Annotated in this window: 12 protein-coding genes and 2 tRNA genes; 3 read left to right on the top strand and 11 right to left on the bottom strand. The window is 36.8% G+C overall.

All coding sequences use genetic code 11. The features are described 5' to 3' along the window. Nucleotides 1-143 precede the first annotated feature (143 nt). From U859_RS0114800 to recO, 4 genes are all read right to left on the bottom strand, one after another. Nucleotides 144-395, bottom strand: coding sequence for a GIY-YIG nuclease family protein (locus U859_RS0114800; RefSeq protein WP_025144134.1), 252 nt, complete (start codon nucleotides 393-395; stop codon nucleotides 144-146). 233 nt (nucleotides 396-628) lie between these two features. Continuing rightward, nucleotides 629-706, bottom strand: a tRNA-Val gene (locus U859_RS0114795). A 153-nt stretch (nucleotides 707-859) separates the two neighbouring features. Further along, a tRNA-Val gene (locus U859_RS0114790) sits at nucleotides 860-934 on the bottom strand. 181 nt (nucleotides 935-1,115) lie between these two features. Continuing rightward, nucleotides 1,116-1,841: a DNA repair protein RecO gene (recO, locus tag U859_RS0114785; protein ID WP_025144133.1), complete on the bottom strand. Its 726-nt coding sequence runs from the start codon at nucleotides 1,839-1,841 to the stop codon at nucleotides 1,116-1,118. 115 nt (nucleotides 1,842-1,956) lie between these two features. On the opposite strand from recO, the gene U859_RS0114780 reads away from it, so the two are divergent. Continuing rightward, nucleotides 1,957-4,308 (top strand): efflux RND transporter permease subunit, encoded by a 2,352-nt coding sequence (locus U859_RS0114780; protein ID WP_025144132.1) that lies wholly within the window; start codon nucleotides 1,957-1,959, stop codon nucleotides 4,306-4,308. A gap of 227 nt (nucleotides 4,309-4,535) precedes the next feature. Then, nucleotides 4,536-4,970 carry a hypothetical protein gene (locus U859_RS30450; protein ID WP_205314402.1) on the top strand — a complete coding sequence of 145 codons (435 nt, stop codon included), beginning with the start codon at nucleotides 4,536-4,538 and terminating at the stop codon, nucleotides 4,968-4,970. 61 nt (nucleotides 4,971-5,031) lie between these two features. Here U859_RS30450 and U859_RS30445 read toward each other — a convergent pair whose 3' ends face one another. The 7 genes from U859_RS30445 to U859_RS0114740 form a co-directional block, all read right to left on the bottom strand. Further along, nucleotides 5,032-6,888: an STN and carboxypeptidase regulatory-like domain-containing protein gene (locus U859_RS30445; protein WP_025144131.1), complete on the bottom strand. Its 1,857-nt coding sequence runs from the start codon at nucleotides 6,886-6,888 to the stop codon at nucleotides 5,032-5,034. Between the two features lie 6 nt (nucleotides 6,889-6,894). Then, nucleotides 6,895-7,845 carry a FecR domain-containing protein gene (locus tag U859_RS0114765; protein WP_025144130.1) on the bottom strand — a complete coding sequence of 317 codons (951 nt, stop codon included), beginning with the start codon at nucleotides 7,843-7,845 and terminating at the stop codon, nucleotides 6,895-6,897. A 4-nt stretch (nucleotides 7,846-7,849) separates the two neighbouring features. Next, entirely contained in the window at nucleotides 7,850-8,416 is a 567-nt protein-coding gene (locus U859_RS0114760; protein WP_025144129.1) for an RNA polymerase sigma-70 factor, read from the bottom strand. A gap of 126 nt (nucleotides 8,417-8,542) precedes the next feature. After that, nucleotides 8,543-9,334 (bottom strand): SDR family NAD(P)-dependent oxidoreductase, encoded by a 792-nt coding sequence (locus U859_RS0114755; RefSeq protein WP_025144128.1) that lies wholly within the window; start codon nucleotides 9,332-9,334, stop codon nucleotides 8,543-8,545. Nucleotides 9,335-9,477: 143 nt separating this feature from the next. Next, entirely contained in the window at nucleotides 9,478-10,482 is a 1,005-nt protein-coding gene (locus U859_RS0114750) for an NAD-dependent epimerase/dehydratase family protein (RefSeq protein WP_025144127.1), read from the bottom strand. A gap of 1 nt (nucleotide 10,483) precedes the next feature. Next, nucleotides 10,484-11,149: a DUF6134 family protein gene (locus U859_RS0114745; RefSeq protein ID WP_025144126.1), complete on the bottom strand. Its 666-nt coding sequence runs from the start codon at nucleotides 11,147-11,149 to the stop codon at nucleotides 10,484-10,486. Between the two features lie 130 nt (nucleotides 11,150-11,279). Then, complete coding sequence (locus U859_RS0114740; RefSeq protein ID WP_025144125.1) at nucleotides 11,280-11,549, bottom strand: hypothetical protein; 270 nt, start codon at nucleotides 11,547-11,549, stop codon at nucleotides 11,280-11,282. A 268-nt stretch (nucleotides 11,550-11,817) separates the two neighbouring features. Here U859_RS0114740 and ileS point away from each other — a divergent pair, with 268 nt between their 5' ends. Next, nucleotides 11,818-15,219 carry an isoleucine--tRNA ligase gene (gene ileS, locus U859_RS0114730; protein WP_029985787.1) on the top strand — a complete coding sequence of 1,134 codons (3,402 nt, stop codon included), beginning with the start codon at nucleotides 11,818-11,820 and terminating at the stop codon, nucleotides 15,217-15,219. Nucleotides 15,220-15,240 lie beyond the last annotated feature (21 nt).

The following is a 15,240-nucleotide window of genomic DNA, read 5'->3' as shown; positions in this document are numbered from 1 at the left end:
TATCATAACAATCATCTCGACTGAAGTGCAACGGAATGGAGAGATCTTTGAACCAGATAAAAAAATGGTTTTCTCCTTTTAATGACGATCCTGAATTTATTGGTGGGAAAAGATCATTACGCTTCTACAGGTGTAAAGGATTGCTATAAACCAGCTGATGAAATTAGCTTTTCAATCATAATCCTGCTTTTCCACTTCTTAATACTGTTTTCTTTTAGCCTTGCATCTCTCAGATTATCAAAAGTCTCTGACCAGACGATGCACCAATCTCCTGTGCGACCAGTAAACCCTGCATGGTTTGTATTGTGCTTTTTCAACCGTTCTGCTATGTTAATCGTGGATCCGATATAATACCTATCTCGGTTTTTTGAATATAGAATATAGGTGTAAAACATCTCTTTGATAATTATCTAAATTATTTTGGGATGTTTATTTTTTTTTAGAAATCGTAACTGGGATAGTGATTTCTTTAAGAATTAAAAAGCCTTCCAGTAAAACTAAAAGGCTTCTGTGGGAAATGATCCCGATCACATCGGGACGACCTCTTGGTTTAAGCCAGGTACTCTGACCAGCTTAGTTAAATTCTTTCAGTACAAAAAAGCCCTTCAATAAATTGAAAGGCTTTAAATGGTGGGAAATGAGGGGTTCGAACCCCCGACCCCCTCGGTGTAAACGAGGTGCTCTGAACCAGCTGAGCTAATTTCCCTGTTGGTAATGTCTTAAAATTATCTCTGCTTTTTTCGATCCGACCCTCCCGACTGATAATGTCGGGATGCTCTGAACCAGCTGAGCTAATTTCCCTTTTTAGGTGTATTTCAAAGTTTGATAAAAAAGCCTTCCAGTATACTGAAAGGCTTAGTGGGAAATGAGGGGTTCGAACCCCCGACCCCCTCGGTGTAAACGAGGTGCTCTGAACCAGCTGAGCTAATTTCCCTTTTTTATATCCAAGAAAACCATTCTTTTGATCCGACCCTCCCGACTGTAATGTCGGGATGCTCTGAACCAGCTGAGCTAATTTCCCTTTTATATTTTGTCAAACTTAATGCCCCATCCTCCGTTTGGGAATGCAAATATAGCGCTATAAAACTGTTCTGCAAATCTTTTTTTCTTTTTTTTCAACTTAATAAAGTTTCAAGGATTTTATGCGATTGCACCACCCCAAATGAGGCTGTATGTAAGGTATAGAAAACCAATATCTTATCTAATAAAAAGCGCCGCTGAGTATTACTTAACTTTATTTCAGAAATTTTTTCGAGTGGCGAATTAAATAAAGAAATGAAACCAATCGCATCATCTAACTGAAGGTAATTGGAGTGAATTGGTAAGCGCGAAGTAAATTCTCCTTCCTGCAGATCGAAGTAAATCTGATCGTTCCTTCTTTTTCCGTTAGGAGAAAAACCTAAAAACCTTGTAAGTTTTAATAAAAAGGATAAATGAAAATTTGGGTTGATCTCTTCCACTTCATCAAACCAGGCTATTGAATTAAAAATATAATCGAATAAACTTTCATCAGCCGATTGCTGCCTGATACTTTTATACAATACCTCATTTAAAAAAATAACAATACTGGTTTTAATCATATCGTAAGGGATACTTTTAAAAACAGGCGTTTGTCGTACTTCTGATATACGCTGGATATTGGTATTTGCTTTATGATAAACCACCATATCCAACAGATGAAGTGATTGAAGCATATTCATTTTAATCTTGGCCTTTGGCTTTTTTACCCCATTGATTAGATAAGATTGCATGCCAAATTTATCGGTAAGCACTTGCACCACTACACTGCTTTCGCTGTAATTGGTGGTCTTCAATACAATGCCTCTAACTTTGTGCAACATGCTGTTAAAACAATTTTTTCAAAAGTATGTTATTTGTGCAAATTTAATTGCGCAAAAAGTAATCGTGTTTTACAAATAAGATTAGTTTTGCCATTATTATTAAACTAAGCTGCACATGTGGGTTAAGCTATCGAGATTTATTCTTCAGAATCGTATCGCAATCATCGTATTTTTCGTTTTAGGAACCGTTTTTATGGCTTATCAGGCCAAAAATGTAAAACTCTCTTACACTGGGAGCAAAATCCTGCCCGTTACCGATAGCGCATTTGTAAAATATAACGCTTTTAAAAAAACTTTTGGTGAAGATGGAAGTGTGATGGTGGTGGGCATACAATCGCCTGATATTTTTAGAAAGGAAGTGTACAACCAATGGGTACAGCTTTCTAACGAAATCCAGAAATTAAAAGGCATTAAACAGGTTTTATCTTCAGGACGGATTTTTCAGCTCGAAAAAGACACGGTTAACCAAAAATTTATTTTAAAACCATTACCTGGTGGCTTGGTGAAAACTGATGCCGAAATGGATTCGATTAAAAACACCATTTATAGTAATCCTTTCTTCGAAGGACTGGTGTACAACCGTCAGAATGCCACGCTAATGGCCATTACTTTCGATACCAAAATCTTAAATACTGCCGCACGGAACCCTATTTTAAAAGAAATTGAGGCAAAAGCAAAGGCTTTCCAGTCAGCGACTAAAATTCAGGTGCACATCTCGGGCCTACCATATATCCGCACCGCGGTAAGTAAATTGGTAAGTAATGAATTTGTATTGTTTCTGGGTCTTTCAATATTGGTTTCAGCATTAATCTTATTGATTTTCTTCAAAAAATTTTATGCCGTATTCTTCCCTATTTTAGTGGTGGTGATGGGCGTAATCTGGAGCATCGGAACACTTGTTTTATTCGGCTTCGAATTGACTATTTTAACGGGGTTGATCCCACCACTGATTGTAATTATCGGTATCCCAAACAGTATTTTATTACTGAACAAATACCAGAATGAGCTTCGCAAACATGGCGACAAGCAAAAAGCACTAAGCATTACGATAGAAAGAATTGCCATTACTACTTTAATTGCAAATATTACCGCAGCCATTGGTTTTGGTGTGCTTTATTTTACCGGAAGTGAACTATTGATGCAATTTGGTAGTGTGGCATCCATAAATGTGATGGTTACCTGGTTAATGTGTTTATGCTTAATCCCGATTATTTTCAGTTACCTGCCTGCTCCAAAACTTAAACCACAAACCCATATCGATGAAGGTTTCCTGCACAAATTATTGGTTAAAACCGATACCCTTGTGCAGCACAAAAGTGGCTTGATTTATATTGGAACGATCCTTATTTCCATTATTGCTTTTATCGGAGTGATGAAAATTAACGTTAACGGATATGTGGTTGATGACTTACCGAAAAACTCCGAAATTTTAACAGATTTAAAATTCTTTGAGAAAAATTTCGAAGGTATTTTACCCCTTGAGGTAAGTGTAGATACAAAGAAAAAGAATGGTGTTTTCAATTTAACCAACCTGAAAAGAATGGAAAAACTGGAGAAAATGATTTCTGCCTATCCGGAATTTTCACGTTCCATTTCGGTAAATATGGGCTTGAAATATGCTACTCAGGCCTTCTACAATAATGATTCGACCTTTTTCCGTTTGCCGGATAACTTAGAAAAGAATTTTATTCTGGCCTACATCGCCAATGGTGGCAAAGGAAATGCTAGTTTGTTAACCAATTTTATCAGCAAGGGAAATCAAAGCACCAGGATCAGTTTTCAAATGGCAGATGTGGGTTCGAAACGTTTAGACGCAATTATGGCCGAACTAAAACCGCGTATTGACAGCATTTTGCCTCCATCTAAATTTGATGTAGAACTTACCGGATCGAGCATTATATTTTCAAAAGGAACGGATTATATGTTAAGACATTTGGTGGAGAGTATTGCACTTGCCATCGTATTAATATCGCTTTTAAGGCTGGCACAGTTTAAGAGTTTGGGCATTATGTTTATTTCACTATTACCAAACATTGTCCCTTTAATTATTACTGCCGGGATTATGGGCTATTTCGGCATTTCGTTAAAACCTTCAACTATTTTAATTTTCACCATTGCCTTTGGTTTGGCTTCCGATCAGACGATTTATTTCCTTACACGTTATCAGCAGGAACTAAACCTGACAAATTTCAGTGTACCCAAAGTAATTACGGATACGATTACCGAAACCGGCGTAAGTATGACGCACATTGCCTTGATCTTATTCTTTGGCTTTGGAATTTTTACGGCCTCTACCTTCGGCGGAACAGTGGTGTTGGGCTTGCTTCTTTCTATAACCCTATTGGTTGCTTTAATTTTCAATTTAACTTTATTGCCAGCACTGGTATTGTGGTTAGATAAAAAGAAAGTAAGAAAAGTAATTTCTGATGAGGAATCGGCAAAGAATGCCGGTGAGTTTGACCACTAGCGTTGATTTTAAATCCTATAAGGTTTTAAAAACCTTCTAGGATTGTTATATTTATAAAAAATTGCCATGAAATATTTCGATAAATTTCATCCCGGCAATTTTTACCATATTTATAACCATGCTGTAGGAGATGAGAATCTGTTTAGAAAACATAATAATTTTATTTTTTCCTAAGCAGATACGATAAATACATATCGCCTATCGCTAAAACATTTAGTTATTGTTTAATGCCAAATCATTTCCATGTATTGATACAAGTGAGGGATGAAAAATCAATCAGACTATTAGCAAAAAACGATAATGATGAATTTGATTTCCATAAATTCATTATGCAACAACTCAGCAATTTCTTAAATTGCTATGCCAAAGCATTTAATAAACAGTACAATAGAAGAGGAGCTTTATTTTTAGATTTCACCCGCAGAAAAGAGATTAAGGATGAATTTTATTTTTCTGGATTAATCAATTATATCCATCAAAACCCAGTACATCATGGCTTTTGCAAATCACCGTCGGAATGGGATTATTCTTCTTACAACTCAATAATCTCAATCAACAAAAGTTCAAAGCTCGAACGAAATGCTGTTTTTGATTGGTTTGGAGGGATCGAAGAGTTTATTGCATTTCATCAAAATGAAAAATTTGCAGAGTTTGAAGTCTGAATTTAATTTAAGACCTATATTAAGACCTATAAGGTTTTAAAAACCTTATAGGTCTATTAACCTACAAAATAACAATTCCAACATTCCAACCTACCCAACCAGTATATCTCGAATCCTTAAAGGTAAAATCCCGATGTTTTTCCTGTAAAAGACCAAACTCTCCGATTTTAGTATTTTGCCTGGTGTAATACACATTAACCGATGGACCGCCCTGAATGGCCAGCCATTTATTTAACCTGATGTTGATCGGCAACTCAAATTTGTTTAAAAGGTTCAGGTAATCCCAACTACCCTGATATACATATTGACTGCTGATTTCAGGATTTAATGAAACACTACGAAACAACTTCATTTCTTTTCCAAAGCCCAGTCCGCCGGTATATATCTTATCAGCTGATTTTTTGTTTGTGCCGAACATGATCATATTGTATAAACGTTTGCTTCCACCTTTATAAGCCACATTATAAGTAGTGCTTTCATTCGTACTGAAACTGAATTTATGATACCCGTTTAAAGCAACGTTGATTAAGCCAATGGAATAACCATCATTCCGGTTAGAAACATTTAAAAACCCTAATTGAACGCCTTTTAAGTTTTTAGCATAATTAATCGCCCCAACCTGCAATCCACTCGCAGTTTTTGAAGTAAAATTGGCGAGTACAGCAAGATTTAATCCACTGGTCTCCTGATCAATATTAGCAATACCACCAATCTGTATCCCACTGGTTCTACCTTTTACTATATTCCCACCAACTCCGATCTGAACTCCTTTTGTATCCTGACCAACTAAATTAAATGCTCCTGTTTGCCAGCCTTTCAGTGTCCCGCCTATTGTATTAAGACCAGCAGAAAATTGTGCCCCCTTAAAATTATTTTTAACGTTATTATAGATGCCTCCTATTTGCAAGCCTTCAAAATCCTTACTAACATGGTTGTGGCCAACCGCAACCTGCAGTGCATTTACATTGCCGTTTACATGATTAAAAAAACCGGCAATTTGAATTCCACGAACATTTCCTCCTACTAAATTAAAACCTCCTGCAAACTGAAAATATTGAACGTCACTTTTGTCGATATTGAACCCAAAACCAATCTCAGCACCATCTACACCAGCACTATAAGCGCCGATTACGTTAAGCGAAAATTTGTTCACCACTTGTCCGCTTAGTGAACCATGGGAGTTTAGCTTTGGGATTAGTGAAAACTGAAATGGGGCTTTGGAAATAAACCCACCGATGTTAATCGACTGGATTTTTTGTTGTGCAGTAACCAACGCATTTCCCAGCCAGGTTTTTTCTACATCATCCAGGTTTCCACCAATAAACCTTTCGCCCATATCTTCCTTTTTATTAGTGATATTTACCTCGGCCAAAAAATGGGTAATGGTAGATTTATAGTTTTCTTTGCTCACCGTTAATGATATCGGCTGCGTAATATTTTTTAACCGCATCGAAAAATAACCGTTTCCATCAGTTATTTCAGAAACCAATAAATTCTTTTCATAAATACTCGCATCTTCAATAGGTTTATTGGTCCGTTTATCCACCACCTGCCCGGAAATAGTGTAAAGTTCTGGATTACCAATCGATTCGTTGACCAGCAAAACCAGTTCAAGTGGTGCATACCTGATAATCACAAAATTACCCGATTGACGATATTCAAACCGATGATTCAATAATTTATCAAGGGTTTCGGCAACATTCAGGTTACTTTCGTGGATACTCACCAAACTATCAACTGGCAATATGTTACTATTGTAAGAAAACTTAAAGCCACCTTTTTCTTCTATAATAGCCAATACCGAACCTAATTTCTGATGATCAATATTTAGAGAGATATTCCTGGATAAGGTAGATTGTGCTTTAACCAGATAATTTGAAAAGAGGAGGAATAGAACAATAACTTTGAGTGTACGCATAAATCCTTATTTAAGTTTGATTATACCTTGCCCATACTCTACTTTTATTTTAAAAGTTTCGGCAATTACATTCAGGATTTCTTTAAGCGATTCGTTTTTAAAGGTTGTACTGATTGGAAGCACTTTCAGTGCAGGATTTACAATAACGATATTGACCTTAAATTTCTCGTTTAAAACCGTAACCAGCTCAGCAAGCGGCGTCCCATCGCAAACCAGTTCGTTCGTATAATAGTAATTGTATAGCTTGCCTTGATTTTCACCCTTGGTAAAATGCGCCTGGTTTTGAACAACTTCTACCTTTTCGCCAGCAGTTAAACGCACACTATCTTTTTGATTGTTTACTTTAACAATACCACTTTCTACAATCACAACCGTTCCTTTTTCATCACCCTTTACATTAAATGCAGTTCCTACAACAGTTACCTGAACATCGTTAATGCTGATGATAAAAGGCTTAGATTTATCGGCACTCACTTTAAAAAAAGCTTCTCCTTTCAATTTCACCTCACGGGTTTTATTAAAAAAACCGCCTACAAAAGATATAGAAGATTGTTTGTTCAATATCGTGGTAGAACCATCAGGCAAAACCTGGGTTAAAGTATTTTCACCACTGTTTACATTGATTTTATTACCGATTAAATTGTTGTAGCAAAATAAACCTGTACTAAAAATGATGGCTATTATGGCTACCCAACGTAATACAAATTTATAACCGATCGTTTTGGTCTCTTTTTGCAAACGGATATTTAAGCGCTCCAAAGCCTGATGTTCGTCTATAGAATGGTCGATGTGAAGTTTACTTTTCTCCAGTATCGTTCTAAAATCATCTAGCTGCTTATGGTGATCCGGATTTGATGCTGCCCAGGCCTCAACCTGCTCAATTTCTGCCACAGTGGCCTCTCCGAGCAGGTATTTTGCAAGTAAATCATCGTTAATATGTGTATAATTTTTATCCATAAGCTTATTTCAATAATATAAAAATGAGGATCAGGAAATCAACCACCTTAAGCCTTAAAATTTTTAACGCTTTCCCCATCTGGTTTTCGACCGTTTTAATCGAAATATTTAATGCATCGGCAATTTCCTGGTATTTCATCTGGTCGAACCTGCTTAACTGAAATACATTCCGGCATTTCTCTGGCAGTTCATTTATTGCAGAATGGATATTCTTTTCCAGTTCAGTTGCCATAATCTCTGTATTTAAATTTCCGGTATCGTTTTTCATCGCATCTGCATAGTGAATGTTAAAATTCGATCTCACTTTTTGATGTTTCAGGTAGTTTAAGCTTTCGTTATGTACCGAACGGTATAGGAATGATTTTAAAAATCCATCCTCTTTAAGCTGTTCTCTTTTTGTCCAGATACGCACAAACACATTCTGCACAATCTCTTCGGCATCATCTTTCTCCTTAATTATAGTAAAAGCATAGGCATGCAGACTTTTGAAATGCTTTAAAAACACTTCTTCAAAAGCCTGTTTATTACCGCTTTTAATTAATCCGATAAGGTGAGTATCGTTATTTTCCAAGCCTGTTTACAATATTTCTCTAAAGGTAAATTAGTTTTTTAGCCACGGATAAATACCGATTATTATTATCTGTACTCATCATTTTTATCTCCGGAAATCGGGACAAGTTGTGGTTAAATGATTTAATTATGTTGTTAAAACTGATCTCAATTTACGCCTAATAATTATTTCTTTTAAAAAGGTTGGGATAATTTTATCTAATACGAGCAAAAACCGGTTTGCAAAGCCTGGGATGATTTCCTTTTTCCCTTTCAACATACCATCCATGGCTGTTTTTGCTACGTAATCGGCTTCTAAAATGGTGGCTTTGGCAAAACCTTTCAACTCATTGTTCATCACCAATAATTCGGGTTTGGTGTTTATTCCGCCCGGACTCAACAAACTGATGTGTACATTGGTACCGCTCAGTTCGAGCTGCAAACAACGGGTAAAGTAACCAATAAATGATTTGGTTGCGCCATAAACCTGCTTTTTCGGAACGATAAAATGTCCACCCAAACTACCTACATTTAAAATATAACTTGCCGTACTTTTATCTATATGGTTTAAAAACAAACGAGTAAGTAGAACCGTATTGGTGATGTTAAGGTCAATCTGTGTACGGTAAAAATCTACATTTTTATCTTCAAACCAGCTCCAGTTCCCTAAGCCCGCATTGTTGATTAAAACGTTAATTTCGATCTTGTGCTTCTTTAATTTCTCAAATATTTCGATTGCGGAAGTACTCTTGGTTAAATCCATTTCGATACAAAATACCCTGCTGTTAAAGTTAACGCGAAGGTAATTCGCTAAATGATCGAGACCACTATTAGGCAGCGAAACCAATACCAAATCAAACCCACGTTTGGCAGATTCAATGGCGAAAGATTTCCCCAAACCTTCGCTTGCACCTGTAATTAATACGGTTAGTTGTTTCATTTTATATCTTTTTATCGTCCTCGTTTGAAACGAGGATGCAGGAGAATGTCGATTTTATCGACTTTCTAATCCTACTATCCACATTACAAATGTGGCTCTCAATCATCCTCGTTGCAAACGAGGACGATGGTTTGATTAAATTATTAATTGCTTTGAAAATGCTTTACCGTTTTTCTTAACCCAACTACAAAAGGCGTAATCCTGTAATTTAGTTCGGTTATGGCTTTATTGCTGGAGTATTGCTGATTGCATTTTAACCTATCTGCAAATTCTGGCAGGAAAAATGGCGTTAGGTTAAACAGCCTTGTTTTGATCGACTCCAGCAAACTATAGGCTTTAATAATGCCAACCGGAATTTTATATAAAATCCGTCGTTTCCCTGTAAGCTCTTTTAAAGTATTGAAAAAGCCATTAAACGAAACATCAATTCCTCCTAAAATATATCTTTCGCCATTCCTGCCGTTTTGCATGGCAGCGATATGCCCATCCACTACGTCATCTACAAAAGCATAATTGGCTATCGCTTTTCCATCTCCCGGAATAAAATGCCAGGTACCGTTTATATAACCTGTAACCATTTTACTCACCGTATTGCTGTCGGTTATTGGCCCCTCGCCATATACCCTCGATGGATTTACAATCACCACCTCTAATCCTTTTTTTACAAATTCTTTCACCTCCAGTTCGGCAAGGTATTTTGTACGTTCATAACTGATTGGAAAACCAACTGCTCTTGGATCATTTTCTGAAACCGGTAAATTTAAGGTGGGTCCCCAAACGCCACATGTTGAAGTATGAACTACCCGCTCTACGCCCAATTTCAAGGCACAATGAAGTACATTTCTGGTTCCGATTACATTTACATCGTAAAAATCCTGCTCGTTTCTGCACCACATTTTGGCCATAGCAGCGGTATGATAAACCTGATAGCAATCTTTCATGGCACATTCCAAGCTTTCAGGATCTAAAATATCGCTTTTTATAAACTGGATATTTCTGTGCTGAATCAAAAAAGGATGATTTATATTTCGGCAAAGTGCAATTACTTCGTAGCCCATTTCTGCCAGGGCAAAACTTAATTTTCGTCCGATAAAGCCTGATGCACCGGTTACTAAAACCCTCAGGTATTTATTTGATACTGCTTCCATATTAAACCCTTTCCATTCTAATGGTGTACAATGAATGATTTACAACCACCAGTTTGCAGAGCCCGTTTTCGAAATGATAATCGTTATAATTTCCGTCTGGGAGTTTAATCCGATACTGATGTGCTCCATTTTTTTGGATGGGAATAAAACATTGAAAATTATCAGAATATATTTCAGCAATGTCGACAGGCTCTTTAGTGTACAAAAGCATCATGTTATAACTAATGGGCTGGTTGAGGGTACTGGTTTTATTGCCGGTTTTAAGCTGATAAATGTTATTTACCCAGTTTGTTTTTTTAACTTCTTTGGCGCTACCGTTTACAACCCGGTTCACGTTTGAGGTAAGCAATCTGCCATTTCTAAAGTGAGCCTGATCTTCTGTTTCTATATTGATTTTAAATACGAACCGTGTCTGTACTTTTGAAGTGATCGTTAAATAAGTATTTTCTCCTTCATCTTTTTGCTGGAAATACATTTGCCCGATGATTTCACCATTACGTTTGATGTTAAATTTACTCTGCTGTGCAAAAGCCGACGACAATGAGCAGATCAGAAAAAGTACTGTAGCAACACTTTTTGGATTAACCGGACTTTGGGGGGAGAATTTTTTGTAGCTTTTTGGAGCAAGGTATTTCTTGCAGAGCCAAATAATAATTGCAGGTATCATAATATCTCTATTTTGGTTATTTAGAGCTATTACAACTCATAAGAGATTTACCCCTATGCGGAAATTTATTTTTTTTTGCCTTGGGTAGAAGGATTTCTTAGCCTTGGGTTTAAACCCAAGGCTAAGAGATTTATTCTTTTACAGATTTTTCTTCTTCATCTACCGGAACCTCAACCGTTGGATCGGTAATGATTTCGGCGTTGCCGTCCTTATCTTTTTTGGCGAATAAAATCGGATACAATAGCCAAAGCGCGCCAATAATGATAAGTACACCAGCCAACATTTGAAGATAGATACTTCCTTTTACCTCATTAGCATCTAAAATTTTATAGGCGATAAAAGAAAGTACACCAGCAATGAGTACGAAAACGGCTTTCTGCAATTTTAACAGCTTGATCATGGGCTCTTTCTTTTTAGTGTAATAATATGGATTAAAACAAAGATGAGTCCAATTAGTTCGAGCAGGCCGCAGAAATAAAATGTATAAAGCATAAAATCATGGCCAGATGGATTGATAACTGCAACAATTGGCAATGCAATTACGGCTACAATCATCAATGTAAGCCCGATATTAAATAATTTCACGTTAAAAGTATTTACATCAAAACTACCAAAATTCAGTCAATTCTGTTAACTTTGCAACCTTAATTTTTTGAGGTACTTGATTGATGTATAGCGAATTTAAACAATTGGAACTTGCCAAAATAGGGCAGGAAATACTGGATTTTTGGAAAAAGGAAAATATCTTTGAGAAAAGTATTTCTTCCCGTCCTAAATCTAATCCGTTTACTTTTTACGAAGGTCCACCGTCTGCCAATGGCATGCCCGGAATTCACCACGTAATGGCGCGTGCAATTAAGGATATTTTTTGCCGCTATAAAACAATTAAGGGTTATCAGGTTAAAAGAAAAGCTGGTTGGGATACGCATGGTTTACCTGTTGAGCTTGGAACGGAAAAGGAATTGGGAATTACCAAAGAAGATATAGGTAAAACTATTTCTATTGAAGACTATAACGAAGCCTGTAAAAAAACAGTAATGCGCTACACCGATGTGTGGAACGACCTGACTGAAAAAATGGGCTATTGGGTAGATATGGATGATCCATACATTACCTATAAGTCGAAATACATGGAATCGGTATGGTGGCTTTTGAAACAGATTTACGATAAAGGATTAATCTATAAAGGTTATACGATTCAACCTTATTCTCCAAAAGCGGGAACAGGATTGAGTTCGCATGAAGTAAATCAGCCTGGCGCTTACAGAGATGTTACCGATACAACAATTGTAGCTCAGTTTAAAGCATTACCTGATACGCTACCATCTTTTTTGCAGGGTTTTGGCGATATCTATTTGTTAGCATGGACCACAACACCGTGGACTTTACCATCAAACACTGCTTTAACGGTTGGACCAAAGATCGATTATGTTTTAGTCAAAACGTTTAACCAATATACCTACTTGCCAACAAATGTAATTTTGGCAAAAAACCTGGTTGGAAAGCAGTTTAGCAAAACTTTCTTCGAAAGCAATGAAGTTGAAGATTTTACAAATTTTAAAGCCGGCGACAAAAAAATCCCATATCAAATACTTGCCGAATGCAAAGGAAGTGAGTTGGTTGGAATTAGATATGGACAACTTTTAACTTACGCATTGCCATATCAAAATGCTGAAAATGCATTTAGGGTAATTTCAGGAGATTTCGTAACTACTGAAGATGGTACTGGTATTGTTCACACCGCCCCTACCTTTGGTGCAGATGATGCTAAAGTAGCTAAAGAAGCCATTCCGGAAATACCACCAATGCTGGTGTTAGACGAAAATGATACTCCTGTTCCATTAGTAGATTTGCAGGGTAAATTCACCAAACATGTTGGTCCTTTTGCAGGTAAATATGTAAAGAACGAATATTATAATGCTGGTGAAGCACCTGAAAAATCGGTTGATGTAGAAATTGCTATTTTATTAAAAGAAGAAAATAAAGCTTTTAAAGTAGAAAAATATGTTCACAGTTACCCACACAGCTGGAGAACTGATGAGCCACTTTTATATTATCCTTTAGATTCGTGGTTTATTAAGGTTACAGATGTTAAAGACAGAATGTTCGACCTGAATGAAACCATCAACTGGAAGCCAAAATCAACCGGCGAGGGGCGTTTTGGAAACTGGTTGAAAAATGCCAACGATTGGAATTTATCACGTTCGAGATACTGGGGAATTCCTTTGCCAATCTGGAGAACTGAAGATAAAAAAGAAGAAATATTAATCGGCTCTGTTGAGGAACTTTATAATGCCATTGAAAAATCGATAGCAGCTGGTTTTCAGAAAGAAAATCCTTTTAAAGGATTTGAAATTGGAAACATGTCTGAAGAGAATTACGACCTGATTGACTTACATAAAAATGTAGTCGATAAGATTGTTTTAGTATCTCCATCAGGCAAACCGATGAGCCGCGAAAGTGATTTGATTGATGTTTGGTTCGATTCTGGTGCGATGCCTTATGCGCAGTGGCACTACCCTTTTGAAAACAAAGAAACCATTGATGGAAATGAAGATTTCCCTGCAGATTTTATTGCCGAAGGAGTAGATCAAACCCGTGGCTGGTTTTATACCCTGCATGCAATCTCTACATTGGTTTTTGATAAAGTAGCGTACAAAAATGTAGTTTCGAATGGGCTGGTACTAGACAAAAACGGACAAAAAATGTCTAAACGTTTGGGCAATGCCGCCGATCCATTCCAAACCATTAACGAATATGGTGCTGATGCTACACGTTGGTACATGATTTCTAATGCAAATCCTTGGGACAACTTAAAATTCGACATTGATGGAATTGCTGAAGTGCGTCGTAAATTCTTCGGAACACTCTACAATACTTATGCTTTCTTTGCCCTATATGCCAATATCGATAAATTTGAGATCGATAAAAATAACCTGAGCAAAGTTGAAGACAGAACGGAATTAGACCGTTGGATCTTATCGTTATTGCAAACCTTAATTAACGAAGTTGATGAAAGTTACAACACTTACGAACCAACTAAAGCAACCCGTGCCATCCAAACTTTTGTTGATGAACATTTGAGTAACTGGTACATCAGGTTAAGTCGCCGCCGTTTCTGGAAAGGCGAAATGACCGATGATAAACGTGCAGCTTACGAAACACTTTATACTTGTTTAGAAACCTTGGCACAACTGATGAGTCCGGTTGCGCCTTTCTTTGCCGATTGGTTATACAGAAACTTAACCATTACCGATGCATACGCAGAGCAGTCTGTTCACTTAACTTTATGGAAAGAGGCGGATCAAAGTTTGATTGATACTGATTTGAACGAGCGTATGGTTTACGCTCAGGATATTTCATCGATGGTTTTATCGCTGCGTAAAAAATCGGGTATCAATGTACGTCAACCATTGGAGAAAATCTTAATCCCATCTTTAAGTGGTGATTTTGAACAAAAAATAGCTAAGGTTGCAGATTATATCCTTTCTGAAACGAATGTAAAACATATCGAATTCATTACCGATACGCACGGTATCGTGAAGAAAAAGCTTAAACCGAACTTCAAATCTTTAGGTAAAAAAGTTGGAAAAGATATGGGTCTGGTCAAAGAGGCTTTAGAAAATTCAAATCAGGATGATATCCAGCGTTTAGAAAATGATGGCTTTATCATCGTAGTTGGCAATAATGGTGAAGAATTTACCATCAATTTAAACGATGATGTAGAGGTATTTGCAGAAGATATTCCCGGATGGCAGGTAACCAACCTCGGCAGCTTAACCGTTGCTTTAGATGTGACGATTACCGATGAGCTGAAACAGGAAGGCATTTCGCGCGAACTGGTTAACCGTATCCAGAATTTACGTAAAGAACTAAATTTTGAGGTGACCGATAGGATTAAAGTTTCGTTACAAAATGATAACTTGGTAGCTAATGCAGTTGCCAAAAACAAGGGCTACATTTGCGCGGAAATATTGGCCGACGAATTAGAATTAACAGATACTGTAACTAATGCAAACAAAATCACCATTGATGATGTTGAGTTAAGCATTTCAGTAACTAAAATATAAATCCATATATTAGAAAACTAA

This window comes from Pedobacter jeongneungensis, from assembly GCF_000633455.1.
GTDB classification, from domain to species: Bacteria; Bacteroidota; Bacteroidia; order Sphingobacteriales; family Sphingobacteriaceae; genus Pedobacter; species Pedobacter jeongneungensis_A.
This window is presented reverse-complemented; position numbering and strand designations above follow the sequence as displayed.

Bases quoted from the DNA above. Each gene is read 5' to 3' on its own strand.
- U859_RS0114765 (WP_025144130.1), bottom strand. From the start codon at position 7,845: ATGGATAAAAATTATACACATATTAACGATGATTTACTTGCAAAATAC.
- recO (WP_025144133.1), bottom strand. From the start codon at position 1,841: ATGTTGCACAAAGTTAGAGGCATTGTATTGAAGACCACCAATTACAGC.
- U859_RS0114780 (WP_025144132.1), top strand. From the start codon at position 1,957: ATGTGGGTTAAGCTATCGAGATTTATTCTTCAGAATCGTATCGCAATC.
- U859_RS0114745 (WP_025144126.1), bottom strand. From the start codon at position 11,149: ATGATACCTGCAATTATTATTTGGCTCTGCAAGAAATACCTTGCTCCA.
- U859_RS0114750 (WP_025144127.1), bottom strand. From the start codon at position 10,482: ATGGAAGCAGTATCAAATAAATACCTGAGGGTTTTAGTAACCGGTGCA.
- U859_RS30445 (WP_025144131.1), bottom strand. From the start codon at position 6,888: ATGCGTACACTCAAAGTTATTGTTCTATTCCTCCTCTTTTCAAATTAT.
- U859_RS0114755 (WP_025144128.1), bottom strand. From the start codon at position 9,334: ATGAAACAACTAACCGTATTAATTACAGGTGCAAGCGAAGGTTTGGGG.
- U859_RS0114740 (WP_025144125.1), bottom strand. From the start codon at position 11,549: ATGATCAAGCTGTTAAAATTGCAGAAAGCCGTTTTCGTACTCATTGCT.
- U859_RS30450 (WP_205314402.1), top strand. From the start codon at position 4,536: ATGCCAAATCATTTCCATGTATTGATACAAGTGAGGGATGAAAAATCA.
- U859_RS0114800 (WP_025144134.1), bottom strand. From the start codon at position 395: ATGTTTTACACCTATATTCTATATTCAAAAAACCGAGATAGGTATTAT.
- ileS (WP_029985787.1), top strand. From the start codon at position 11,818: ATGTATAGCGAATTTAAACAATTGGAACTTGCCAAAATAGGGCAGGAA.